A 25,855-nucleotide genomic window follows, 5' to 3' on the forward strand; every position below is an offset into this window, starting at 1 on the left:
GACCATGACTACGACGGGACAACGCCGCCTATTCGAGCGCCTGACCTCACGCCCCCGCTGGGTACTGCTGCTGAGCGCCGCGTGGCTGATCGGATCGGGCGTCGGTCTCGCACGACTGCACAAGGACGTGTCCCTCGAGGCCTTCGTCCCTCCCGATCACCCCTCCCTCCTCGCCGACCGCGACATCGACGCCACCTTCGGCGTCGGCGATCCGATGGCGCTGGCCCTCCAGGTACCGCAGGGTCGATCGGTCTTCGAACCGCAAGTGCTGGCGCTGATCGAGGAGCTGACCCGAGCGATCGAGTCCCTGGACAACGTCGTGGCGGATCGCGTGGTATCGCTCGCGACCGAATCGAGTATCGCCGGCACGCAGGACGCATTGCGTGTCGACCCCTACGTCGACAGGCCCGCCGACGGGGTCAGCGCGGCCGACAGCTACGTGCGGTGGACACGTATGCCCCCGCACCAGGGCACGCTGGCGTCGTGGGATGCACGCGGCGCGATGGTGCTGTTCGAACTCGTCGACGACGATCAGGCCACCACCACCTACGCCGACTTAACGCGATTGATCGGTGAGCACACCGCGGACGGTGTCGACTTCCATATCGCAGGACCTGCGGCAGTGAGCGCGATCCTGAGCGAGCGCATCGACGAGGACGCCAAGGCCATGCAACCCCTGGTCTTCATCGTCGTGCTCGCGTTCCTGTACCTCGCCTTCCGCCGCCTGCAAGCGCTGATCGCACCGCTGGTGGTGATCGCGGGGGCGACAGTCGGGGCCATGGGCATGATGGCCTGGAACGGCGTGCCCTATTTCGCCATCACCAATGCGCTGCCGGTCATCCTCGTCGCCATCGCGGTGGCGGACGCGATTCACGTCATGTCGCACTACTACGCCCTGCGTGCCAACGCGCCGCGAGAACGCACGCGGGAGATCGTCGTCGAGACGATGAGCGTCATGGCCAAGCCCATCACCCTCACCACCGTGACCACCATGGCTGGCTTTGCCGGGATCGCCCTCACCTCGATCATGCCGCCGATCACCTACTTCGCCTGGTACGCCGCACTCGGCGTGTTCCTCGCGTGGGTCTTCTCCATGGTCACGCTGCCCAACCTGCTCGTGCTCCTGCGCCCCGGCCCAGGTCCGGCCTTCCCGTGCGACGCCGCCCCCACCGGCCTAGGCGCCTGGTGGCTGCGCGTCAGCCAGGCCGCCGCGGACCGACCGCGCGCGACCGTGCTCCTGCTGCTCCTGGCCGTGGTGATCGGTGGCTGGCAAGCGAGCGCCCTGCGCTTCGATCGCTCGCAAGTCGAGAATTTCGCCCCCGGCGATCCCGTGCGCGTGGCCGATGAGTTCATCAACGAGGCCTTCGCAGGTACAGCGTTCCTCGATGTACTGGTCGAGGCGCACGCCCCCGGAGGACTGCTGAACACGAGCGCCATGGTGCGTCTCGCCAAACTGCAGGCGTTCATCGATGGCCAGGCCAACGTACGCATCAGCGTGTCCATCGTCGACTACCTGTCGCTGCTCCATCAGGCCCTGACCGACGACGTACCCGCGAGGGACGGTCTCTCGCCGCCGGTGCGCCCTCTTCCCGACGAGGACGACGCGGTCGCGCAGTACCTACTGGTCTACGAAGCCTCCGGTGACCCGACGGACTTCGAAGAGGAGATCGACAGCACGGGCACGCGCGCGCTGATCCGAATCGCCCTCGATGCCTCGCACTACTCGCGCACGCGGGAGGCGGTGGAGGCCATCGATCGCTACCTCGTCGATCATTTCAACGACGCGCAGGTCTCGGCCCAGCTCGGCGGCAACGTGAACCTCACCTATCACTGGATGCACCGCCTGCAGGCCACCCATGTGGTGGGCGTGCTCCTGTCCTTGCTGATGGTGACCGTGACCGCCGTCGTCCTCCTGCGTTCCCTGTCGGTCGGTTTGCTCGCGGTGGTGCCGGTGAGCCTGACGATTCTCATCCTCTACGCCGTCATGGCGAGCCTTGGGGTGTATCTGGAGCCCGCGACCAGTATGTTCGCCGCCATCTCCGTCGGCCTCGGTGTGGACTTCGCGATCCACCTCATCGTGCGCCTGCGCGCTGCGGGGGAGCGCCATGGTGAGGCCCTGAACGCCGTGCTCGCCGAGGCGGTGCCACCGACCGCGCGCGCGTGCTTTTTCAACGCTGCGGCGCTGGGCGCCGGCTTCTGCGTGCTCACGGCGAGCGACCTGCTCACGCTGCAACGCTTCGGGGCCATGATCGCGCTGGCCGCCTTCGCGAGCTTCGTGCTGGCGCTGGTCGTCGTGCCCGCGTGCTACGCCCTACTGCGCCGGCCCGCGGGCCAGGAGGTCGGCAGCCACCAGGGCGGCGCGCTCGGTGGCAGCGTCGGCGCCGTGCTGCTCGGGATGGTGCTCACCAACCTGCTCTTGTCCCCGTCGGCGCAGGCCAAGGTGGAGGTGGACGCCGACTGGGTCGCCCAGCAGGTCGCCTCACGGCCCGAAGGGCAAGCCGTGCGGCGCGTGATCGACATGACACTGACCGACCGTCGCGGGGCCACCAAGCAGCGCCAGGCGATCGTGCTCAAGCGCACGTCGGCCGAGGGTAGGCGCGAGACGCGGATCACCTACACCGCCCCTCGCGCGGTGCGCCACACGTCGTTCTTGAGCCACGACCGAGGGTCGATGGGCGAGGATCTGCGTTGGTTGTACCTGCCGGCCGCACGCAAGGTGCGGCGCATCCCCGCCAACGAGCGAGGCGACTACTTCCTCGGCACGGACTTCTCCTACGAGGATGTGCAAAGCGAGCTGAAATTCGATCTGGCCGACTATCGCTTCGAGTTGCTGGACGGCGCCGAAGGCGCGGATCGCTACGCGCTCGCGGGCGTGGCGGTCGATCCACAGGTAGCGCGTGAACTGGGCTACGGGCGTATCGAGGCGCTCATCGATAGCCAGAGCTGGCTGCCCCTACGCATCGAGTTCTTCGACCCTGACCTGCGCCCCCTCAAGACCATCGAAGTGCGCCGGCAGGCGCGTATCGACGGTATCTGGACGGTGCTCGAGATTCACGCCCAGCATCTTCAGCAGGAGCACAGCACGCTGTTCACCTATCGCGACGTCACCTACCCGACGCAGCTGGACGAGGGATTGTTCGACGCACGGCGCCTGCCGCGCCACCTGTCGCAGGCGCAACTCAACGCTGCGCCATAGTGATCACATCAACCAAATTACTAGCCGCCTTCCTCCTGGCGTGCGTGGCGAGTACAGCAGCACTTGCGCTGAGCCTCGAGGAGACCTCGCTGGATGCCCACGTGGCCTACCAGCACGCGAGTGCCGAGGGGCAGAGCATCTCCACCCTGGGCACGCTGGAAGGTGGCCTGACCGTACGCTGGCGGGAGGCTTTCAGCGTGCGCGCGAGTGCCTGGCTGGACACCGATGCGAGCGGCAGGCTGCGCCCACGCGACTTCGACCAGCGCCGCTTCGTTCATGCGAGCAACTTCAATCGTGCGATCGATCTCGGCCCCCACGCCAGCCTGGAGCTGCGCGATCTGTACCTGCAATGGCAAGGCGATCGAACCCAGTTACGCATCGGCAAGCAGCAAGTGGTGTGGGGCAAACTCGACGGACTGCGGGTGCTCGACCAGGTGCACCCCGCCGACTTCCATCGTTTCCTGTTGCTGGACGATGCGCGCCGCCGCCTGCCCCAATGGGGCGTTCACGCCACCCACTACCTGGCGCGCTGGAGCCTCGAGGCGGTGGTGCTGGTGGACAATACGGTGCACGACATCGCCGACCCAGGCGGCTGGTTCACCTTCCGCGCTCCACGCCTGCGCTACGGGTTCGCTGCTGAAGAGATCAGCGAGGGCATCGACGTGCACTCTGATCTCCCGGCCCCCTGGTCCGACGCTACCCTGGGCCTGCGTGCATCGCGACAGATCGGCGCCCACGAGATCGCCCTGGTCGCCAAGCGCGGCCACGACTTCGAGGGGATCGGCGAACTGCGGCTGGCGCCCACGGACGAGGCCACCTCGCTGCAGCTCGAACGGCGCTATCCACGGCACGATCTTCTGGGGGTCGCTTGGGAGAGCGGCGTGGGCGGCGTAGTCATGCGCGGCGAGCTCGCCTGGCACCCTCGCCGCAGCTTCAACGTGCGCGACGCGCAGGGGCAGTTGCGCGTCACGCAGGCGAATCAGTGGTTGCTGGGCCTCGCCGTCGATGCCGACCTGCCCTTTGGGATCCTGGCCAGCTCGCAGCTGCTGTTCGACCGCGTGGTGGACGCGCCAGCGGGACTGGTGAGGCCGCCGCAGGACTGGATCGCCACCCTGGCCCTGCGGCGTGCCCTGCGCTACGAGGCGCTGCAACTGCAGCTGCGCTACTTCCGCGACCTGAAGGTGGGCGATGGACTGGTCGATATCAGCGTGCGCTACGCCATCAACGATCGCCTCGCCCTCGGCTTGAGGCACGCGCAGTTCCACGGTGCCACCGGCGGTCTGTTCGGCCAGTTCGCCGACCGTGATGTGGTGGAGTTGAGAGTGGAAGCAAGCTTGTAGGGGCTCGCCAAGGGCCATCCGATAGGGCTCAGAAAGGGTGCCAACGCTGGGTCGATCCGCGGCCCCGCGATCGACCACCGCGAGACGGTCTGGCGATTACCGACTTCTGAGACGCTCTAAGCCAGCACAAGTCGATAATATTCAGCCACTTAGATAGGGATACACTTGTTTCACGCGGAGGCCTTTACTACGTACCCAAGCACGGTAAACTTGAGGAGTACGATAAAAACACCACGGACGGACCCTCGTGAAACTCAACGCTCTAGGCGCTACCGCAGCTGCTCTACTGCTTCCCCTATCGGGATTCGCGGCCACCACCGCGTTCTACCAGACCGACGTCGGCCTGGGGTTGGATATCCCCGACAACGACCCGATGGGCGTATCGAGCACCATCGAGGCGGTCGCAGGCGACACGCTGCTGGGCTTCGTGCCCGACGGTGGCGGCCTCATCGAGGACGTGGAGGTGGTCATCAGCCTCGACCACACCTTCATCGGCGACCTCATCATCACCCTCACCTCGCCCGAGGGCACCGAGATCACGCTGCTGGATCGTCCTTCCGGCGACGCGGCCTTCGACAGCTCCAACCTGCAAGGTCAGTCGTTCATCTACTTCACGGATCGCTCTATCGTGGCCGCAGACACCGCGGGTGCCGGCTGCGACACGAACGGCATCGTGGGTCTCGATTGCCAAGGCATCTTCGCCCCTGTCGACGTGACGACGGCGCTCGCCGGCGAAAACCTGCTAGGCCTTTGGACGCTCACCATCTCCGACAACGCGGGGATCGACACCGGCGACCTGAACGGTTGGTACATCGAGATCGACTTCACTCCCGTGCCGCTGCCGGCCAGTGCGTGGATGCTCATCGCGGCCCTCGGCGGCCTCGGGCTCATGCGCCGTCGCAACGCCTAGCGGACGCGAGGTGAAAGCCGGCTCATCCCTCGAGTCCGGCACGCGCTGAGAAAAGGTCGCCCGAGGGCGGCCTTTTTCATGTCGCCCCGGCCATGATCGGCGCTACGCGATCGATGCATCGGTGCTCACGCTCAGCGGAAGTCCCGCGACCGAGCGGTCAACCCGCTCAGTAGGTGACTGAAGTCCTCCAACCGTCGCGCCACCACGTGCAGCACCTTTCCCTCCCGCTGCACCGCCCCGATGACACACAGCAAGCGCGACCCCAGCAACTCGCGCCGCTGGCGCTGTGCGATCGATGGCCACACCACGATGTTGATGCTTCCGCTGTCGTCCTCGAGGGTCACGAAGGTCACCCCACTCGCCGTGGCTGGCCGTTGCCGAGACACCACCAAACCCACCACGCGCACCAAGGTATGGTTATGCAAATCCCATAGGGCATCGCCACGGCGCACCCCCCGCTCCTCCAACTGCTCGCGGATCAACGCCACGGGATGCGACCGCAAGGACAGGCCCATGCTCGCGTAGTCGGCCACCACGTCCTCGCCCACCCGCGGTACGCGCAGCATCGGTGCGCCCTCACCGGCCGCCGGCACATCCAAGGGCGTCGGCTCCGTCACACCTGCCACTGCCCACCGCGCGAGGTGTCGGTTACCGCTGAGTCCGCTCAAGGCCCCCGCCGCCGCCAACGCTTGCAAGGCCTTCTGATCCAACGCTGCCCGCCGCGCCAGATCCTGCACATCGCGAAAGGCCTGCTGACGACGCGCCTTCACGATGGCCTGGGCCGACACCTCCGCCAGCCCCTTCACCATCCGCAAGCCCAGACGCAACGCCGGTCCATCCGCCCCGGTTGGCAGGATCACCGGCACGTCGCCCGCCTGCTCGCCGTCGCTGGCACGTCGCTGCGGCCTCGGCGGGGTGGCGCGCGCAGCAGTCGTGGTCGTCGCCCGCTCCGACCCAACGGTGTCCCGCCCCCGCACCTCCAGCCCGCAATCCCACTCGCTCACGTGCACGTCCACCGGTCGCACCTCCACGCCGTGGCGCACCGCGTCCTGCACCAGCTGCGATGGCGCGTAAAAGCCCATCGGTTGGCTGTTCAGCAGGGCCGCCGCAAAGGCGGCCGGCTCGTAGCGTTTGAGCCAGGCGGAGACGTAAACCAGCAGGGAAAAGCTGGCCGCGTGGGACTCAGGGAAGCCGTACTCGCCAAATCCCATGATCTGCTTGAATACCTGCTCGGCGAAGGCCTCCTCGTAGCCACGCTCGCGCATGCCGTTCATGAGCTTGGCCTGAAACGGCTCCAGGCCACCGCGGCGCTTCCACGCCGCCATCGCCCGGCGCAGCTGGTCCGCCTCGCCAGGCGTGAACCCCGCCGCCACCACGGCCAGCTCCATCACCTGCTCCTGAAAGATCGGCACACCTAACGTACGCGATAGCACATAACGAACCGCGTCGCTCGGATAGCTCACGGGCTCCAAGCCGTCGCGGCGACGCAGGTAGGGATGCACCATGTCGCCCTGGATAGGCCCGGGGCGCACGATCGCCACCTCGATGACCAGGTCGTAGAAGCGCCGCGGCTTCAAGCGCGGCAGCATACTCATCTGCGCCCGCGATTCGATCTGGAACACGCCCACCGTGTCCGCCTGGCAGATCATGTCGTATACCTTGGGGTCCTCCGCCGGCACGTTGTGCAGGCCGAGCGCGCTCCCGCGCCAGCCGTTCACCATCTCGAAGGCGCGGCGAATGGCCGTGAGCATGCCGAGGCCGAGCACGTCCACCTTGAGCAACCCCAGATCTTCGAGATCATCCTTGTCCCACTGGATGACCGTGCGCTCGTCCATGGCCGCGTTCTCGACCGGCACCAGCTCCGCCAGGGGCCCCTGGGAGATGACGAAACCGCCCACGTGCTGAGAGAGGTGGCGGGGGAAACCGAGCAGCTGGCCGACCAGCACCAGCAGGCGACGAATCATGGCGGACTCGGGATCGAAGCCCGCCTCGCGGATGTTGGAATCGTCCACGGTGCCCTGCCAGCGATCGACCGTACGCGCCAGGCGATCTACCTGCAGGGGATCGAGTCCCAACGCCTTGCCGACATCACGCACAGCGCTTCGCGCCCGGTAGGTGATCACCGTGGCCGCCAGGGCCGCGCGACCTCGACCGTACTTGCGGTAGAGGTATTGGATCACCAGCTCACGTCGCTCGTGCTCGAAGTCGACGTCGATGTCCGGCGGCTCGTTGCGCTCCTTGGAGATGAATCGCTCGAAGAGCATGTTCGAGCGCGAGGGATCGACCGAGGTGATGCCGAGGCAGTAGCAAACAGCAGAGTTAGCTGCTGAACCACGCCCCTGGCAGAGGATGCGTTGGCTGCGGGCGTAGCGCACCACATCGTGTACCGTGAGAAAGAAGGGCTCGTAGCGCAGCTCGGCGATGAGTTCCAGCTCCCGCTTCACCTGGGTCAGCACATCGTCCGATGCACCCTCGGGCCAACGCTCGCGCATCCCCGCCAGGGTCAGCTTGCGCAGATGACTGGTAGGGGTCTCGCCCGGCGGTACCAGCTCAGCGGGGTACTCGTAGCGCAGCTCATCGAGGGAGAAGTGGCAACGCTCGGCGATCGCGACGCTCTCGCGCAGCAGGTGATCGGGATAGAAGCGCTGCAGGGACTGGATGGGCCGCAGGTGGCGCTCGCCGTTGGGGAACAGGGCGTCACCCGCCTCGGCCACGGGCGTGCCGATACGGATGGCGGTCATCGTGTCCTGCAGGGCGCGACGGCTGCGCACGTGCATGTGCACGTCGCCCGCGGCGGTGAGGGGAATCTGGAGCCTGTCGCCCAAGGCGTCGAGGGAGGCCAGGCGCTGGCGATCGTCACCGCCGGCGTGGAGCTCAACGGCGATCCACAAGCGCCGCGCAAAGCGCTCGCGCAACCAGTGCCCCGTCGCCTCGGTGGACGCATCGAGGATGGGCGGCACCAACCAGAGCGCGAGACACCCATCGAGAGCCTCAGCCGCATCGCTGAGATCTTCGCGGTACAGGACGTAGCTGCCCTTCTCCGCACGCCGGCGCGCCCTCGTGATCAGGCGACAGAGTCGGCCGTAGGCAAGGCGGCACGTAGCCAGGAGCACCAGGTGCAGCGGCGGCTCGCCGTCTTCCCTGGCCGTGGTCCGAAACTCACTGCCGACGATGATCGGCAGACCGCTCTCCTTCGCCGTAGTGTGCGCACGCACGACGCCCGCCACGGAGCACTCGTCGGTGATGGCCAGGGCACGGTAGCCGAGGGCAATCGCCTGGCGGACGAGTTCTTCGGGCTGCGACGCCCCACGCAGAAAGCTGAAGCTGCTGATGCAGTGGAGTTCGGCGTAGGCCGCCGGCGACGATGGGGGAGCAGCATTGCGCAGCGACGGCGGCTGGGACACGGCATCAGCTCGTGGCTCATGGGCAACCTTTATACTGGTTATCCATCCAGTACTACAATGCTGCTACCCATCGACCGAAAGCGACGCCCTCCTTCGCCCGCGGCGGCCTTCGAGGGATCAACGCCTTAGGGCGGCCTGCTACGACCTCACCCTATCGAAACCACCCTCCTCCATCAGAAATCTCTCTCAGGCCGATCGCGCCGAGCCGCCGCTCGAGGCGCTGGCCGGGTCTCCGCCCAGTGTCCTGTCGGTTAAGTTCGTTGAAGAAGTCGCACGGGGCTTTTTGTTCCTAGGTGCGGCGCGACGACGAGCGTGGCAGGCCCCACGTGGGGCAAAAAGTACCCGCGAATTCTTCGACGAACTTAACCGACCGACAGGACACTAGGACACGAACAGGTACGCGCCCAACACCAGGGCGGGCAAGGCGATCGCGGTACGCAAGAGAAATATCAGAAGCAGATCCCACAACCCCAGCGGCAAGCTGGAGCGCAGCATGATCACCCCGACCTCCGACAGGAACACGAGTTGGCACACGGAAAGCCCCGCCAGCACGAAACTCGTCCGCTCGCTCTCGATGGCACCGGCCGCCAGCGCCGGCATGAACTGATCGAGGAAGCCGCTGAACAAGGCGGGTGCGGCCTGCTCCGCGGCAGGCAACCCAAGCCCCTGCAAAAGCCAGACGAAGGGCTTGCCGAGCACCACGAACACCTCCGTGTGGAACACGAGCAACGCCGCCAAAGCGGCGAGGGCCAGGGACGCACCGATCACGACGAAGGCAAAGAACGCCAGGTTGCGCACACCACTTGCCAACAGGCCCCACAAGCCCGGCGCCTGGGCCGCGCGCTCGCGGGCCCGCCGCCAGGCGAGCTGCCACAGGCTCCCCGCTTCATCGCCGGTGGTAAGGGGAGCGGCTTCACCGTAGTAGCGAGACGACTTCCCGGCGAGCGGTGGCAGGCGCGGCAGCACGACGGCGATCAGCAAACAGGTCGCCAGCACGGTGGCGTACCAGGGCAGGAACAGCCCTTCGATACCGGCCACGGTCGCCACCAGCAAGCTGAAGGGAATGGACACGATGGAGAAGCACGTGGCGATCACACAGGCCTCTCGCGCGGTGTAGCGCCCACGCTCGTACTGGCCGATCGTAATCAGTAAGCCGATCGCGGACGCGCCTACCACGGAGGCCGTCGCGTCGATCGCCGCCTGCCCGGGCAAGCGCAGCACGCGATTGAAGAAGGGGCCACAGAGCGTGCCTATGAATTCCATCAGGCCATAGTCGGTGAGCAGGGGCAGCAACAGACACGCCACCACGTAGACCATGAGCATGTTCACGCCTATATCGCGGAACACCGCACCGCCGACGGACTCTCCCTGCAGCACCTGCGGGCCGACTTGCCCCACGTAGGCGATGGCGAAGAGCACCCCCAACAGGCGCAGGATCACCCAGAGCGGTGACACCACGAAGAGCGATTGCAGGAAAGGCCGTTTAGTCAACCAGCGCCAGCGCACCACGCTCGCGAGCACGGTGGCCGCCGCCGACACGCTGATCACCGCCACCAGCAACGGCAAGGCCCCATCGGCCAACAGCTGGCGCACCCCCGAGGTGAGAATGGCGATGCCGAGCGTCACCCCGCCCTGCCAGGGCAGGGGCACGAGGAAGATGAGGGCGCCGAGAAGTGAAGGCAGCAGGAAACGTAGGGTCGACGACTCCGGCGCCTCAGTCCTCACGTTGCTCAGCGCCCTTGCGCACTTCCTGCCCGGGGGCTGCGGGCAAGGTCATCTCGCCGTGGAACTGGGGGGTGCTGCGGTAGATGTCCAGCACCGTGACCAAGACCCCCGCCAGCACCGGCCCGAGGATGATCCCCACCGGCCCGAAGGCGCCCAGGCCGCCCAGGGTGCTGATCAAAATCATCAGGTCCGACATCTTCGTATCGCTGCCCACGAGCCGCGGGCGCAGGATGTTGTCGATGGTGCCGACCACAAGACCGCCCCACAGGAGCAGACCGACGCCAGCCACCAGCTCGCCCTGGGCGATGAGATAGATCCCCGCCGGCCCCCAGATGATCGGCGGCCCTACCAGCGGCATCGCCGAAATCGGCACCACCAGGGCCCCCCAGAAGGCAGCGCCCTCCAGACCCGCCACCTCGAAGCCGATCCCCACCAGGAAACCCTGCACCAGACCGATGATCAAAATCCCTTTCAGGGTGGCGCGGGTGACCGAAAGGCCCTTGTGGATGATGTGATCACGGTCCTTAGCCGTGAGGGGGAGATTGCGCAGCAACTCGTCGAACATCGACGGCCCCCACATCAAGAAGAAGAACATGGCGTAGACCATGATGAACTGCTTGAAGATGAACCCGACCGTGCCCTGCGTCGCCTTGCTGACGTACTGGACCAGGAAGCGCCCGGCGGTGCCCACCCATTGGGCGAGTTGCTCGATGGCGCGACTGGTGTAGGGCTGGAGCTGCTCAGGGATGGTGAACCACGCCGGCAAGCTGGCCAGCACCTCATCCGGGTTGCGCACCTGCTCCTCCACCCAGGGCAAGGCGACCTGACCCACGCGCACGGCCTCCACGGCCACGAGGGAGAACAGGGCCAACAAGGGCAAGCCGATGCCAACGGCAGATATCAACAACACGAGGGCCGAGGCGAGGGCCTCACGACCGCCCACCCACTTGAGCACGCGCTCGTAGAGCGGGTGGAGCAAGACACTCAACACGGCGGCCGTCGCCAGCGTCAACATGAAGGGCCGAATGATGCCTAGGAAAGCCACCAGGGCCAGCACCACCAGCACCACGATAAAGGCGTTGCGATGGTCGCGCGCGGGGGTCTGCATGCGCGGGAGATCCTCTAGAAGAACGGGTCTGGCACCAAGCCTAGCAGCTCTTGCGCCTAGGGAAGCTCTGCATAAGTCCGGTCGCCAGCCCCTTGCGTCCAGCGGGGATGGTGGGCGGACTTGTGCAGAGATTCCCTAGTGGGCCCTCAAGCGAAGATCCCCTGTAGGAACCACTCACCGCTACGGCAATCGCGATATACCCAGAGCTGCTCGCCCTGCGCATCTCTCGCCACGAAGTAGTCGCGGCGGACATCCGCCCCGTCCCACCAACCGCTCTCGATGCGCTCCGGCCCCTGGGTCAGGGTCAGCACGCCGTGGCGCCGCGGCCCTTGCGTCCGCCGATCGACCGTCAGCGGCTCCGACTCGCGCAGAATCCAAAGGGGGCGTTGACGGGCCAGGGGTGCCGTCGCCCGCGTACCCGGCTCCACGCTGTGCCACGCAGCCTCGGGGCGGTGGTCCGCCACCTGCGCGAGGCCGTGCACACGCCGTTCCCCAAGGCGCGTGCGCAGGCGTTCGAGCAGACGCTGCGCATCCTCTTCCACCCGCGGTGCACGGTCGAACAGATCCCCATTCCCCGTCTGCTGCGTACAGACCTCCAGCGCGTGCAGCTCCAGCTCCAGCACCGGGGCCTCCACGCGCTGCTGATCCAAGCGTTCGCGCAATAGATCCATCAGGTAATGGCGATCGGTCACGGGGGTGCTCAAGCCGAGGGTGAGCGCCTGGACGTTACGGTTCTCCAGCAGTAGATCCACACGTAAGCGGCGCACGGCTGCCTGGCGCGCGATGAGGAAACCCTCGAGCTCGCCCAACAGGCGTTCCAGAGCGATCTCGAGCAGTGCGGTGGCCTCCATCGGCGCCGGCAGTTCGAAGCGAGTCGAGAAGGCCAGAGGGGCCCGCCAGGGCGTCACCGGGTCAGGCACCCGGCCCAGGGCGCGGTCGAGCGCTTGTAGGCGCGCCTTGCCGAAGCGTCGAGCGAACCCCCCGCGGGGCAAGCGCAGGCAGTCGGCCAGGCGGCGCACGCCCATGCCCTGCAATCGCTCCACAGTCTTCTCTGGCCAGCGCAGACACTGAAGATCGAGGGTGCCCAACGCGCTGGTCAATTTATCCTCGTAGAAGACCGCATGCTCACGGCGATCGCGCCCGAGCCACACGGCGGCCTGAGGTGTCGGCGCTAGCGAGAGGACGGCTGAATACCCCAACTCTTCCTGCAATCCCTGGCGAATACGTGCGGACAAGCGTCGGTAGCCACCGAACAGGCGGAAGCTGCCCCGCACCTCCAGCAGCAGGGCATCCGGTGCCGAGATGCTCAACACGGAGGTGAACCGTGTGGCCCAGGCGGCGAGGCGCTCCAGCGTCACCTCCACCCGTCGAGCATCGAAGGCCCGAGTCAGCAACCAGGGGGACAGGGCGTAAGCCGCGTTCAGCCCCATGCCGCAATGGATGCCCGCACGTTGCGCCGCCCCGTTGAGATCGACCACCACACCTTGCGCGCCCACGCCATCCACCACCACCAAGGGCGTGTCCCCATCCCCCTGCGCGCGGCCGGCACACTCCAGGGCCAGGTGCGGGAAACGCACGCATAACCACAGCCGCTCGGGTAAGGCCGCACGCGACTCCCTGTCGGGAGCGCCCGGCGACACCACCGCCGCCGGCGGCGGCGTCGGGGACGGTGTGGCCGAGGGTTGCCGCCCCGGCGCAATCGGCTCCTCGCCAGACATAGGGCAGATCGATCAGGTGGGATAGGGACAGCGAACGCGCCCTGGCCGCGTCCCCCGACACTTCACGATGTCTACGTCGATCCCTGCGCAGGAGAACGGTGTCGGGTCAACTGCCAGGCGCAGGGCGGCCGGCGACGGTGTCGAGCGATGGCGCTGATCGCGAAAGGCGACGCCCCAGGCACGCCCCTCCTGCGCGGCGAGTTGCAGCCGGCGCAGGCCGCGATCGTCCACCCGTGAAAACCATCCGAGCACGGCGGCACACAAGCCAGAGCGCAAGGTCTGCTCCGCTGCCCACAGGGCCTGCTTATCGCCTTGGGCCGTGGCCTCGACCTCCACCACGAGCACACGCTCCAGACTGATCCCCGCAGCGGCCAACGCTGGGGCATAGGGCACATGCGGCGGCGCGACCCACGCGATCCACGCGTTCTCACGCTTCGCGTCGGTGAGCTGCGCCAGCGCCGGCAGCAACAGGGTCAGCTCGCCGAGGCCAGTCCTGCTGACCAACACTTCCGTTAGGGCCCCGACGGGCCAGCCACCGCCGGGCAACCTCTCATCCAATGCGCACCAGCCGGTGGGCAAGGTGGACAGGCGGTGGGGCGCCTGGGTCTGGCGACCGCGCCAGATGCGGGTGTCAGCCAGTAAGTTGGCCACCTCGTCGCCACAGGTCAGCGCATCAGCATTCGGCGGCGGTGAGAGGCCATCGGCAGGCATGGTAGGTGGTATCGCTCTGCCGGTGCGGCGGCGCGGGGCTCAGCGCTCAGTGGGTCCGGATGATGCCGACCACCACGCCTTCGATCACCAGCTCTTGTTCAGCAAGGTCGACGGTGATCGGCTCGAATTCTGGATTCTCCGGCAACAGCCACACCACCTTGCCCTTCTGCCGATAGCGCTTCACGGTGACCTCATCATCCAAGCGCGCCACCACAATCTGGCTGCTGCGCACCTCCGGCGTGCGGTGGACGGCCACGAGATCCCCATCGAGGATGCCGGCATCGCGCATGCTCATGCCGCAGACCTGCAACAGGTAATGGGGTTGGGGGTGGAACAGATCGGGATCGATGCGGTAACGCCCCTCGATGTGCTCCTCCGCGAGGATCGGCGCACCGGCCGCGACCCTGCCGACCAGAGGCAATCCCATCTGATTAGTAATTTGCTTAGCCTTGAGCTGGATGCCGCGTGATGCACCAGGCACCAACTCGATCACCCCCTTGCGCTGCAAGGCTCGCAGGTGGTCCTCCGCGGCGTTGGGGCGGAAGCCCAACTCCTCGGCGATCTCTGCCCGCGTGGGGGGAATACCCGTCTCCTCGATCACCCGTTCGATGAGCGCCAGGATCTCGGCCTGGCGGGGAGTGAGTTCGTCCATGGGTGGCACACCTGTATGCATTACCAGAGCTGTGATTATATCCAGCTGATCGGCGGTGGCAATGGCAGGCGTTCTCCATCCCCTCGAAAAGCGCTGGCCGCTTGAATCTACGACATAAATTTCAAAGTTGGGAAAAACGACCCAAATTTGTTGACCTCGCTCCCTGAGTCCTTGATGATGCGCTGAAGAGAGACTGGCCACCGATGTGCCACGTCTGCGCCCATCGCTGACAACAACGGACGACATGCAGGAAACCGACCCGGCTGCGAACCAGCTCGACGACGACGGTCCGCACGCACGCCAACGCGCCCAGCCTCGCCCCACGTCGGCGCCTGCACTGGATGATCTCGCGGCCCTGCACGTTCCGCCGATGCGCGCCGATGACACCTGCGTCGTCATGTGGGAGTCGGAGCCGACCCGGGCCTTCCACACCTGGGTCAATCCCCACGCCGAGCAACTCCTCGGATTCCCGCGCGACCGCTGGCAGACCGAACCGGACTTCTGGGCCGAGCGCCTGCATCCGCAAGATCGCGACCGCACCCACCGCGCGTTCCACCAGGCCCTCGAGGCCCACGGCCATTGCCGGCAGACCTACCGCCTGCTGCACGCCGACGGCTCCGTACGTTGGGTCGAAGAACACGTGAAGACCGTCGATTACCCCGCGAGCGAGGACGGCCTCACCCCCCAGCGCCTGCGCGGCACGATGATCGATGTGACCGACTACCATCGAGAGATCGATGCGCTGGAGCGCAGCCGCGCCTACTACCGGTCACTGTTCGAGGACGCGCCGGCGATCTATTTCGTGCTCGACGAACAGGGCATCGTGCGGCGGATCAACCAGTACGGCGCCGACCAGCTCGCCTACACCCCCTCACAGCTCGTCGGTCAGCACTTCGTGCAGCTGCAGTCCGGTGCGGACGTCATCGACATCACCCGCCTGATCCTGGAGAGCGACGAGCACTCAAGCGCGTGGCACAACACCACCCTGCGCTGTGCCGACAAGTCGCTGATGCCCGTGCGCCTGCGTACCATGCGCGCTGAAGCGCTGGAGATGCTGGAGGACGCTCCGCTCCCGGCGCCCACCCTGCTGGTCAGCTGCGAGCCCCTGCCGCAGGCGGCGGCCAGCACACCGAACGATATCGATAGCGCTACGGACGCCCTCACGGGCCTTGCCAAACGCGCCCAGTTCGAGCGCCATCTGCAACACCTGCTCTACCGCCACTACGAGCAGCCCGGCGAGCACGTGCTGGCGCTGATCGATATCGACCAGTTCGGCCTCGCCAACTACCGCTTCGGACAGAGTGCGGGCGATGCGTTGCTGCGCGAGGTGGCGGAGATTCTCCAAGACCACATGCGCCGCGGCGACCTCATCGGGCGCACCGGCAGCGACGAGTTCGCGGTGATCCTGGAGCGCTGCTCCATGCGCCAAGCCAAGGTGCTGTGCGAAGGCGCCATCGATGCGATCGCGCAACACGATTTCGAATGGGCCGACCACAACGTGCGCCTCACCGCGAGCGCCGGTCTGGTCAAGATCGACGCCAATCTGCAAAGCGTCTCGGAGCTGATGAGTGCTGCCGACGCGGCACGCCGGGAAGCCTCGACGCAAAGCTTGAGCGGCATCCGCCTCATCGACCCGGCCGCCACGCCCGCCGTGCATCGCAATAGTGATGTCGCCCTGGCCGCCGAGCTGCAGAACGCCTTGGAGGACCGCCGCCTCGAGCTGTTCTACCAGCCGATTCGCCGCCTCTATGACAACACAGGACACCTCACCGCAACCCCGGAGGGGCCGCCCACGCACTACGAGCTGCTGCTGCGCGTAAGACGCAACCAGCTGCTCATGAGCCCGCAGCAGATACTGCTCGCTGCCGAGCGCCATCACCTGATCGGCGAAGTGGATCGTTGGGTGCTGACCGAAGCGACCCGTTGGCTCGACCGACGCCCCGAACACGTGGTGGCTAACGAGATGTGCTGCATTAACGTGTCGGCCAAGTCCATCTGCGATCGGCAGTTCGTCGACTTCGCGCGTAGCCGCCTGCGCGCCCTCGGCGAGCGCGCCAGCTCCATCTGCTTCGAGATCACCGAGACCGCCATCATCGGCAACCTCGACGATGCGGTCACTAGCATGGAGCGTCTGCGCTCGACCGGATGCGAGTTCTCCCTGGACGACTTCGGCAGCGGCTCGGCCTCCTTCCCGTACCTGCGCAAGCTGCCCGTGAGTTACCTTAAGATCGATGGCAGCTTCGTGCGTGAGGCGGGGGCGAGCGACGAGGACGCGCGATTCCTGGAACTCATCAATCAGATAGGCCATCACGCCGGCAAACAGACCGTGGCCGAGTTCGTGGAGAACGAGCACACCCTCTCGCGGGTGCGCGATATCGGCCTCGACTTCGCCCAAGGCTATGAGATAGGTCGCCCAAGGCCCCTGGAGCACTTCGGGATCGCCGTAACCGCCTCGCCCCCCGTCGTCGCCGCCCAAGGCGCCACGATTACTCCCTTCCCCAGCGTCAGATCCCTCTGAAGCACACCCGCCCGCCCTACACGGTTACACGAGTTCACACGGAATCCCCCTTCGCGTGTGACAAGGTTCACACAATCTATAAGGAAGAAACCCTATACTTGCCGTCCCTGACTTATGGACGGAGTCAAAATATGAGCTCAGCGGCCACGCTGAAGCCGGCCGACACCTCGGTCGAGGACACGCCGGATAGGGGCTGGGATCCCTATCGTGTCTGGAAAGAACGGGTCGAAAGCGGCCCTCATCAACACGCTATCGTGCAGCAGCCGACGAAGGCCGCGCGCGTCACCGCGTTGCCGCGCACCAGCGCGCAAGACACCTGGAGCCCCTACCAGGTGTGGATGGAGCACGTCGCCCGCAAGCCCTGAGGCGACCCGGCCCGTCGAGGCCCATCACAATCGAGAGAATGTCGAGGCGCCGCGACCGCGGCCCCTCTGAACGCCAAGACGCTCTAGTGTCCTGTCACGTTAGTTCGTTGAAGAATACGCACGGGGCTTTTTGTTCCTGAGTGCGGCGCGACGACGAGCGTGGCAGGCCCCACGGGAGGAGGAGCAGCGTGCTCAGAGGCAAAAAGCACCCGCGTATTCTTCAACGAACTAGCGTGACAGGATACTAGTAGCGCACCAGGGCCGAGCCCCAGGTAAACCCACCACCGAACGCTTCCAGCAACATCAGGTCGCCGCGCTTGATGCGCCCATCCCGCACCGCGACGTCGAGCGCCATGGGCACGGAGGCGGTGGAGGTGTTGCCGTGATCTTCGACCGTCGTCACCACGCGCTCCATGGGCATGTCGAGCTTCTTGGCAATCGCCTGAATGATGCGGATGTTGGCTTGGTGCGGCACCAACCAATCGACGTCACTCTTCTCCACGCCGTTGGCGGCGAGGGCCTCCATTACCGCACCCCCGAGGGTGTTCACGGCCACACGGAACACTTCGTTGCCCTTCATCCGCACAAAGTCGTTGCCGGAGCGGATGTTGTCGAAGCCCTTGGAGATGCCCGACGACACGCCGAGCAGTTCGTGATGCTTGCCATCCGCATGCAGATGGGTGCTGAGCACACCCGTCTCCTCCGACGGGGTGAGGACGACCGCGCCGGCGCCGTCACCGAACAGCACACAGGTGCCGCGGTCGGTCCAGTCGATGATCCGAGAGATGGACTCGGCACCCACCACGAGGGCGCAGCGTGAGGAACCGCTGCGCACGAACTTGTCCGCTACACCTAGCGCGTAGATGAAGCCGGCACACGCCGCCTCCAGGGAGAAGGCCGGAAAGCCGTACGCGCCGAGGCGATCCTGGAGCAGGCAACCCACGTTCGGGAAGATCTGATCGGGCGTGGTGGTGCCGACGACGATGAGGTCGAGGTCGGACGGCTGCACGCCCGCCGCTTCCATGGCGAGCCGCGCGGCCTTCTCGGCGAGATCGCAGGTGGTCTCGCCTTCGGACACGACGTGGCGCTTGCCGATACCCGTTCGAGCGCGAATCCACTCGTCCGAGGTATCGACCATCTTCTCCAGGTCGTGGTTAGTGAGGACTTTCTCAGGCAGATACCGGCCGGTGCCGGCGATCCTCGGATAGATCACCTAGTACTCCCTTCGATCCATCACCACCACGGGTCGAACGACGACTTATTCCTCGTCGTCGATCTCAATCTCGGCCTTAGGCTCGATCACCCGCTTGCCGCGGTAGTAACCGTCGGCGGACACGCGATGGCGAAGGTGGGTCTCGCCACTCGTGGGGTCGATGGACAGGGCAGGCTTCTTCAAGCCGTCGTGGGCGCGGCGCATGCCTCGCTTCGACGGGGTGGTGCGGTTCTGCTGAACAGCCATTGGCTACTACTCCGGTTGGTTGTCTTCCTTGCGCCCAATGCCCGCCAACGCGGCGGCAAAGGGACGCTGTGTCTCTTCTGGCTCGCGGGCATCGCTTTCCCGCGGCGCTTGCGTATCCACCCCGGCGGGTAACGCCGGTGGCTCGCAGTCCTGTTCCGCATGACTGGGGAAGTCGGGCAGCGCGAGCAGCACCTCCTCCTCCAGGATGTCCACCAGGCGCCCCATCAGGTCTGGCGCGTAGTGGGCATCTGCCGAATCCGGCAACGCATCCATCGCCGCTTCCGAGCCAACCACCACCAGATCGATCTCACGATCTACCGCGATGGCCACTCGCCGCAGACAGCGACAGCAAGTCACGCTAACCTCGCCGCTCACACGACCGCACAAGCGCACCCCGTGCGCGTGGGGCTCGGCGTCAGCGTGCAGGGTAACCTCGTCCTCGGCGGCTCCGACCTCGCGCAAGCGCTCGCAGCGATCGAGCGCGGCGCTGACCTCGAAACCGGCGCGCCGCTCGCCGAGGCGCTCGTAGGACAAGCGGTCGAACAGTGAGATGCGCATAAACCGCCAAATGTAAATCGGAGCCCCTACACGTGTCAAAAGAAGGCGTCGAAACAGCGTCACCGATCCTGGTCCTCGCCTCCGGCTCGAGCTATCGCCGCGAGCTGCTGAGCCGCCTTCAGATCCCCTTCGACACGCTCTCGCCAGACGTGGACGAGGCGCCGAGGGCAGACGAGCAGCCGCCCGCGTTGGCGGCCCGCCTGGCCGCCGCCAAAGCGGCCCGCGCCCAAGAGCGCCTGGGCAGCACAGCGCCGACGCTGGTGATCGGGAGCGACCAGGTGGCGGAGTGCGAAGGCCGAATTCTCGGCAAGCCGGGAACGCGCGACCGCGCCACCGAACAGCTACGCCACAGCGCCGGGCGAGTGGTCACCTACCACACGGCGGTGTGCGTGCTCGGACCCGCCGCCGAGGAGTGGCGCGAGCACATCGACGTCACGAGGGTCGTGCTCCGCCCCCTCGAAGAGCACGATATCGAGGCTTACCTGGACCACGAACACGCCCTGGATTGCGCGGGTGCCCTGAAGTCCGAGGGGCTGGGGATCACCCTGATGAGCACCTTCCACAGTAACGATCCCACGGCCCTGATCGGCCTGCCCATGATCTGGCTGAGCACGACCCTGCGATCGCTGGGCGTAGCGATCCCCGCCACGGGCTGAGCACGCCGATCCTGGCGGCACTAGCGATGGCGTCCCTTCTCGCGGGCCCGGGCCGCAGAACGCCCTTGCGCCGCCTCGAGCCGATCGATGGTGTCACGCAGAGCGTCGTCCAAGGGCGCACTGACGTGGAACGGCTCACCGCTGTCCGGCCAGTCGAAGGCCACGGAGTGGGCGTGCAGGAACATTCGGTCGAGGCCAGCCGGGGCGCCCGCCTGCGCGTCGCCATAACGCGGATCGCCCGCCAGCGGGTGCCCGGCATGGGCAGCATGCACGCGGATCTGGTGAGTGCGACCGGTCTCCAGTTCGGCCTCGATCAAGCTCCAGCGCCCGAAGAGCTGGATAGGCCGGAAGCGGGTCCTCGCCGCCTTGCCTGCCTCATCGACGCTCACCCACCGCTCACCACCGCGTCGCTGGTGGGTGAGCATGGGCGCGTCGATCAGCTGCTCGCCCAGCTGCCAGTCGCCCTTGACCAGCGCCAGGTACCGCTTATCCATGTGACGCTCTCGAATTTTCTCATGCAAAGCTCTGAGAAGACTGCGTTTTTTCGCCACTAGCAAACAGCCAGATGTCTCGCGATCTAAGCGGTGCACCAGCTCCATGGCGCGCTCGACCGGCCGCATGTGGCGCAGAGCCTCGATCACCCCGGCGCGGATTCCGCTGCCCCCGTGCACTGCGATGCCAGCGGGTTTGTTCAGCACCAACAGGCGGCGATCTTCGTACAGGATGCTCGCCTCGAGCTGGGAGGCGATGGCGCTCGACGCGCTCGCGGCGGCGCCCGAGCTGTCGCCGCTCGGGGCCCGTCGCACCGGTGGAATACGAATGCGATCACCGGCTTGCAGGCGATAGCTCACGGCCACTCGACCACCGTTCGCCCGCACCTCGCCCTTACGCACGATGCGGTAGACGACGCTGCGTGGCACGTCCCCGAGTTCGCGCAGCAGAAAGTTGTCCAGCCGTTGGCCCGCGTACTCGGGGTCGACGACCACCTGGCGCACCGTCGAGTGCTCGCCCTGGTCACTCATCGATCACTCCCGAAACATGCGATGACGCCCCACGCGGTGCAGTACTGGTTTGGCATAGCGCGCTCTGTTATTCTCCGCGGGTGCGTATAACCGCGTGACCCGCCGGCAGTTTTCCGGCGCACGCCGTGCCCCCGAGGGCCGGTGACGCGAGTATCCGCACAGGCCCCCGAAGCGCGCCATACTGCGTTTTTCGGGCCCGGGATTCAATTGAACCCTGGGTCGCCCCCAGGCCGGCCGGCAGCGCTGGCGCCCGCTTTCGAGTCGCGCGTCTGGCGTCGTTCGTCACCCGTCTCCATTCCGCTCGCGGTTCCAGATCTTCGGACCTGGACCAGCGGGTGGTGAGTGTTTTTCCGGCAGCGCCCCGCCGCCACCATTGCGTGTAAGGGCAGCAGCCGAGTTTGGAGCCAAGTGTGTCTGCAACGACCACCATGAACGCGAGATTCAGCGACGCCCCTGCCGAGCGCCCCGCAGGCGACCCCCTCTTCGGTCAGACCACTCATGAAAAGAATTCTCGTCAATGCAACTCAGCAAGAAGAGTTGCGCTTGGCCACCGTCGACGGCCAAAAGCTCTATGACCTCGATATCGAGACGCCCTCAAGGGAACAGAAAAAAGGCAATATTTACAAAGGACGTATCACCCGAATCGAACGTAGCTTAGAAGCTGCTTTCGTCGACTACGGGGCGGAGCGTCATGGCTTCCTGCCGCTGAAGGAAGTCTCCCGCAGCTACTTCCAGAGTAAGCCCGACGGCGGCTCGCGCGTCGACATCAAGGAGGTGTTGCGCGAAGGCCAGGAGGTCGTCGTGCAGGTGGAGAAGGAGGAGCGCGGCAACAAGGGGGCCGCCCTCACCACCTTCATCAGCCTCGCGGGTCGCTTCCTCGTCCTGATGCCGAACAACCCTCGCGCCGGCGGCGTCTCTCGCCGCATCGAGGCGGAGGACCGGGCCGAGATGCGCGAGATCCTCGCCAGCCTCGACGTGCCCGAGGGCATGGGCCTGATCGTGCGTACCGCCGGTGTCGGCCGCTCGCAGGAGGAACTGGACTGGGACCTGCGCTACCTGATGAGCCTGTGGACCAGCATCGAGGAGGCCTGCGAGGGGCGCTCCGCATCGTTCCTGGTGTACCAGGACTCGAACCTGATGATTCGCGCCCTCCGCGACCACTTCAATGCGGACATCGGCGAGATCCTCATCGACGACACCACGGTGTTCAACGACGCTAAGACCTTCGTCGAACAGGTCATGCCCACGCAGACCCGTCGGGTGAAGCTCTATGAGGACGAAGTCCCCCTCTTCACGCGCTTCCAGATCGAAAGCCAGATCGAGTCGGCCTTCGCCCACGCCGTGAGCCTGCCCTCCGGGGGTAGCATCGTCATCGACCCCACCGAGGCCCTGGTGTCCATCGACATCAACAGCGCTCGAGCGACCAAGGGCGATGACATCGAGACCACGGCCCTCAACACCAACCTCGAAGCGGCCGACGAGATCGCCCGCCAGCTGCGCCTGCGCGACATCGGCGGCCTGATCGTGATCGACTTCATCGACATGGGCCCCTCGCGCAACCAACGCGAGGTCGAGAACCGCCTGCGCGAGGCGGTGAAGATGGATCGCGCCCGCATCCAGATCGGGCGCATCTCGCGCTTCGGCCTGTTGGAGATGTCGCGCCAGCGCCTGCGCCCGTCCCTCGACGAGTCTGCCAACATCGTGTGCCCACGCTGCAACGGCCAAGGCAACATCCGCGACGTGGAATCTCTGTCCCTAGCCTGCCTGCGCCTGATCGGCGAGGAGGCCCGCAAGGAGAAGACCGCGCTGGTGGTGGCGCAGCTTCCCGTGGAGGTGGGCACCTACCTGCTGAACGAGAAGCGCGAGAACATCGGCAGCATCGAGTCCCGTAACGGCGTGCGGGTGGTAGTCGTGCCCACCCCCAACTTGGAGACGCCGAACTACAACCTTCGCCGGGTCCGGACCGACGAGGTGGATCTGCCGGAAAACGCCGACGTGAGCTATCGCCTGGCGCCGCCGGCGGAGGAAGAAGCGCCGAAGGTGGCACCGACGCCGCCTGCCCGTTCGGAGGCACCCGCCGTGCAGAATGTGGTGCCGGACTCGCCCGCCCCTGCCCCGACCGTCAAGATCGCCGAACAGCCCGAACCACAGCCCGGGGTGATCACCAAGATGATGGCTTGGATGTCCGGCGTCCTCGGCGGCGAGGCGCAGGCGGAAACGCCCGAGGAGGACACCACGGCGAAGACGCCGAGCCGCGGCCGCACGGCGGCCAACGCGCGCCGCAGCGGTGGCTCGGGCGGGGGTCGCTCGGGCGGTAACAGCGGGTCGGGTCAGTCGCGTAGCGCCAACGGGCGCAAGCGCGGCACTCGCCGCGGCGGCAGCGGTCGTCGCACCGAGGGCGAAGGCGCTCGCGGTGCTGGGAGCGATGGCCGCTCGTCGCGCGACGGAGAGAATCGTGCCGAGGGCGGTAGCCGCCGCTCACGCGGTCGCCGCAGCAGCAGCGGCGCAGGCGAGGACGGCGCCAGCGCCAGCAACGAACAGCAACAGTCGCGGCGCAGCCGCGGCGGCCGCGGCGGCAGCCGGCGCGGCAACACCGGTGAGGGCGAGACCAACGCCAACGCTGGCGCACCCAACGCAGCGGTGGCGGCACCGGACAGCGGTGCAGCGGCAGACGCCAACGCAAAGGCCGATGCGCCCGCCAACAACGCACCGTCCTCGAACGGACCGGCGGACGCCGGCGCCGGCACGGAGAGCGGCGAGCGTCCCAGCGGGCGCCGACGCGGCCGTCGTGGCGGCCGTCGTCGCCGACGCGGTGGCGCGGGCAACGGCGAAGGCGAAGGCACCAACGCCGGCACCCAGGACGGCGCACAGAACACGGGAGCGGAGACCGGCGGCGGCGGCGATCAGGCACCTACCGCCTCGTCGGCGGGTGGTAGCGAGCGCCCACCTGCCAGCCAGGGGGGCGACGGTGGCGGCGGCCGGCGCGAAGCCCGCGGAGGTGATGCCGGGGAAGGCGCCGCGAAGTCGCCATCCCAGGACGCAGCGCCCCCGAAGCCTGCCATCCCCAGCACGCCCGCGCCCTCGTCCGCGCCGGAGGCGCCCAAGCCGGTGAGCAGTACGCCCGCCCCGACGCCCGCCCCGACGCCCGCCCCGACGCCGGCACCTAGCAGCAGCGGTGGCACTTCCGGTGGCGGCGACAGCACGCCGCCCAAGCCACCGGCCGCCGCCGCGAACGACTAGCGCGGATGCCCCCCGGCTTGCTCGCGCACATGCGCCAGCAAGCCGTGGGCAGCGTCCTCCACCAGGTCGAGCACGCGCTCGAAGCCGAGCCCGTCGCCGTAGTAGGGGTCGGGCACCTCCACCACATCCGCATTCGCGGCGAAGCGCAGGAACAGCCCCACCTCGGCGGTCCCATCGCTGGGCTCCATGGCCGTGAGGGCAGACAGGTTGTCCCGGTCCATGGCCAGGATCCACGAATAGCGATAGAAGTCGTCCACGGCCACCTGACGAGCCCGTTGGGCGGAAAGGTCGTAGCCCCGGGCCAGGGCCGCGGCTTGCGAGCGCCGATCAGGCGGTTGGCCCACGTGGTAGGCGTGGGTGCCCGCGGAGTCCAGCTCGACCGCGAGGTCTGGTGCCTGCGCGTGCACCACGCTCTCGAACACTCCCTGCGCCGTAGGTGATCGGCAGATATTCCCCATGCAGACGAAGAGCACGGAGGCTGCCCGGTGTGTATCGGCCACGCTCAACTCCTAGTTGCCAATGGCTTGGCGGGCGAGTTCCAAATCCTGTGCCGTATCGACGCCGCGAGGCGGCAACGCCTCGGCCACGGCCACGCGGATCCGCATCCCCAGCCAGAGGGCGCGCAGCTGCTCGAGGCGCTCGCGCTGCTCGAGTTCCGCGGGTGGCGTCTCGGCCAAACGCAATAGCGAACGCACCCGATAGGCGTACAACCCGATGTGACGCAGGGCCGCAGGCGTAGCCGGCGCGGGCGTGCCGTCTCGATCGAAGGGAATGGCGGCACGGGAGAAGTACAAGGCGTCCCCACGCTGATCGCAGACCACCTTCACCACGTCCGCACTGGCGAACTCCTGCGCATCAGCGATGGGCCATGCGAGGGTAGCGATATCGGCCTGCGCATCCTGACCCAGTACGGCGGCGCATTGGCCGATCACCGCCGGCGGGATCAGCGGCTCATCGCCCTGAACATTCACCACCACGGCGTCCTCGGGCCAGGCGCGCGTGCGCGCGACCTCGGCCACCCGATCGGTGCCGGACTGATGCGTCGTGTCGGTCATCTGCACATCGCCGCCGGCATCGCGCACCGCCTCGGCGATGGCCGGGTGATCCGTCGCCACCAACACTTCGCTGGCCCCGCTCAGCTGAGCACGGCGCATCACGCGAACGACGAGGGGCTCACCGGCGATATCGAGGAGGGCCTTGCCCGGCAATCGCACGGAGGCGTGGCGCGCCGGAATGACGATACGGAAGGTCATGGGCGGGGTGGAGTCAGGGC

At 66.8% G+C, this 25,855-nt stretch carries 19 protein-coding genes; 7 read left to right on the forward strand and 12 right to left on the reverse strand.

The genetic code is table 11. The annotated features are described in order from the left end of the window. Nucleotides 1-4: 4 nt before the first annotated feature. From AAF184_04720 to AAF184_04730, 3 genes are all read left to right on the forward strand, one after another. A complete protein-coding gene (locus tag AAF184_04720) occupies nucleotides 5-3,196 on the forward strand; it encodes an outer membrane lipoprotein-sorting protein (protein MEO0421613.1) in 3,192 nt (1,063 codons plus the stop codon). After that, a complete protein-coding gene (locus AAF184_04725) occupies nucleotides 3,196-4,536 on the forward strand; it encodes a DUF1302 family protein (GenBank protein ID MEO0421614.1) in 1,341 nt (446 codons plus the stop codon). The genes AAF184_04720 and AAF184_04725 overlap by 1 nt, the downstream gene beginning before the upstream one ends. 247 nt (nucleotides 4,537-4,783) lie before the next feature. Then, complete coding sequence (locus tag AAF184_04730; protein MEO0421615.1) at nucleotides 4,784-5,446, forward strand: proprotein convertase P-domain-containing protein; 663 nt, start codon at nucleotides 4,784-4,786, stop codon at nucleotides 5,444-5,446. Nucleotides 5,447-5,577: 131 nt separating this feature from the next. Here the strand turns inward: AAF184_04730 and AAF184_04735 are convergent, their stop codons facing one another. From AAF184_04735 to lexA, 6 genes are all read right to left on the reverse strand, one after another. After that, complete coding sequence (locus AAF184_04735; GenBank protein ID MEO0421616.1) at nucleotides 5,578-8,850, reverse strand: error-prone DNA polymerase; 3,273 nt, start codon at nucleotides 8,848-8,850, stop codon at nucleotides 5,578-5,580. A 381-nt stretch (nucleotides 8,851-9,231) separates the two neighbouring features. Continuing rightward, nucleotides 9,232-10,575 carry a nucleoside recognition domain-containing protein gene (locus tag AAF184_04740; GenBank protein MEO0421617.1) on the reverse strand — a complete coding sequence of 448 codons (1,344 nt, stop codon included), beginning with the start codon at nucleotides 10,573-10,575 and terminating at the stop codon, nucleotides 9,232-9,234. Further along, complete coding sequence (locus AAF184_04745) at nucleotides 10,565-11,683, reverse strand: AI-2E family transporter (protein ID MEO0421618.1); 1,119 nt, start codon at nucleotides 11,681-11,683, stop codon at nucleotides 10,565-10,567. Before AAF184_04745 ends, AAF184_04740 begins: the two co-directional genes overlap by 11 nt. A gap of 146 nt (nucleotides 11,684-11,829) precedes the next feature. Then, nucleotides 11,830-13,401, reverse strand: a complete 1,572-nt coding sequence (locus AAF184_04750; GenBank protein MEO0421619.1) for a DNA polymerase Y family protein — start codon at nucleotides 13,399-13,401, stop codon at nucleotides 11,830-11,832. Between the two features lie 12 nt (nucleotides 13,402-13,413). Next, nucleotides 13,414-14,112 (reverse strand): translesion DNA synthesis-associated protein ImuA, encoded by a 699-nt coding sequence (gene imuA, locus AAF184_04755; GenBank protein MEO0421620.1) that lies wholly within the window; start codon nucleotides 14,110-14,112, stop codon nucleotides 13,414-13,416. Nucleotides 14,113-14,158: 46 nt separating this feature from the next. Further along, a complete protein-coding gene (lexA, locus tag AAF184_04760; protein ID MEO0421621.1) occupies nucleotides 14,159-14,764 on the reverse strand; it encodes a transcriptional repressor LexA in 606 nt (201 codons plus the stop codon). A 244-nt stretch (nucleotides 14,765-15,008) separates the two neighbouring features. On the opposite strand from lexA, the gene AAF184_04765 reads away from it, so the two are divergent. Both AAF184_04765 and AAF184_04770 read left to right on the forward strand, forming a co-directional pair. Continuing rightward, nucleotides 15,009-17,282 (forward strand): EAL domain-containing protein, encoded by a 2,274-nt coding sequence (locus tag AAF184_04765; GenBank protein ID MEO0421622.1) that lies wholly within the window; start codon nucleotides 15,009-15,011, stop codon nucleotides 17,280-17,282. A gap of 131 nt (nucleotides 17,283-17,413) precedes the next feature. Further along, nucleotides 17,414-17,647, forward strand: coding sequence for a hypothetical protein (locus AAF184_04770; protein ID MEO0421623.1), 234 nt, complete (start codon nucleotides 17,414-17,416; stop codon nucleotides 17,645-17,647). 244 nt (nucleotides 17,648-17,891) lie between these two features. On the opposite strand, the gene AAF184_04775 is transcribed toward AAF184_04770, so the two are convergent. Genes AAF184_04775 through AAF184_04785 form a run of 3 tightly spaced genes read right to left on the reverse strand, consistent with a single transcriptional unit; the run spans nucleotide 17,892 to nucleotide 19,664 of the window. Further along, complete coding sequence (locus AAF184_04775) at nucleotides 17,892-18,860, reverse strand: beta-ketoacyl-ACP synthase III (protein ID MEO0421624.1); 969 nt, start codon at nucleotides 18,858-18,860, stop codon at nucleotides 17,892-17,894. Between the two features lie 45 nt (nucleotides 18,861-18,905). Further along, entirely contained in the window at nucleotides 18,906-19,106 is a 201-nt protein-coding gene (gene rpmF, locus AAF184_04780) for a 50S ribosomal protein L32 (GenBank protein ID MEO0421625.1), read from the reverse strand. 6 nt (nucleotides 19,107-19,112) lie between these two features. Then, nucleotides 19,113-19,664, reverse strand: a complete 552-nt coding sequence (locus tag AAF184_04785; GenBank protein ID MEO0421626.1) for a DUF177 domain-containing protein — start codon at nucleotides 19,662-19,664, stop codon at nucleotides 19,113-19,115. 32 nt (nucleotides 19,665-19,696) lie between these two features. Between AAF184_04785 and AAF184_04790 the strand changes: the two genes are divergently transcribed. After that, the gene (locus AAF184_04790; GenBank protein ID MEO0421627.1) at nucleotides 19,697-20,320 is read left to right on the forward strand and encodes a Maf family nucleotide pyrophosphatase; all 624 of its coding nucleotides are present in this window, start codon (nucleotides 19,697-19,699) and stop codon (nucleotides 20,318-20,320) included. A gap of 20 nt (nucleotides 20,321-20,340) precedes the next feature. Here AAF184_04790 and AAF184_04795 read toward each other — a convergent pair whose 3' ends face one another. Then, nucleotides 20,341-21,342 carry an RluA family pseudouridine synthase gene (locus AAF184_04795; protein ID MEO0421628.1) on the reverse strand — a complete coding sequence of 334 codons (1,002 nt, stop codon included), beginning with the start codon at nucleotides 21,340-21,342 and terminating at the stop codon, nucleotides 20,341-20,343. Nucleotides 21,343-21,840: 498 nt separating this feature from the next. Between AAF184_04795 and AAF184_04800 the strand changes: the two genes are divergently transcribed. Next, nucleotides 21,841-24,582: an Rne/Rng family ribonuclease gene (locus AAF184_04800; protein MEO0421629.1), complete on the forward strand. Its 2,742-nt coding sequence runs from the start codon at nucleotides 21,841-21,843 to the stop codon at nucleotides 24,580-24,582. Here AAF184_04800 and AAF184_04805 read toward each other — a convergent pair. Together AAF184_04805 and kdsB are read right to left on the reverse strand one after the other, a co-directional pair. Next, entirely contained in the window at nucleotides 24,579-25,082 is a 504-nt protein-coding gene (locus tag AAF184_04805; protein ID MEO0421630.1) for a low molecular weight protein-tyrosine-phosphatase, read from the reverse strand. The genes AAF184_04800 and AAF184_04805 overlap by 4 nt on opposite strands. Nucleotides 25,083-25,091: 9 nt before the next feature. Next, a complete protein-coding gene (gene kdsB, locus AAF184_04810) occupies nucleotides 25,092-25,835 on the reverse strand; it encodes a 3-deoxy-manno-octulosonate cytidylyltransferase (GenBank protein ID MEO0421631.1) in 744 nt (247 codons plus the stop codon). Nucleotides 25,836-25,855 lie beyond the last annotated feature (20 nt).

The sequence above is a fragment of the Pseudomonadota bacterium genome (assembly GCA_039815145.1).
Lineage (GTDB): Bacteria > Pseudomonadota > Gammaproteobacteria > Steroidobacterales > JBCBZW01 > JBCBZW01.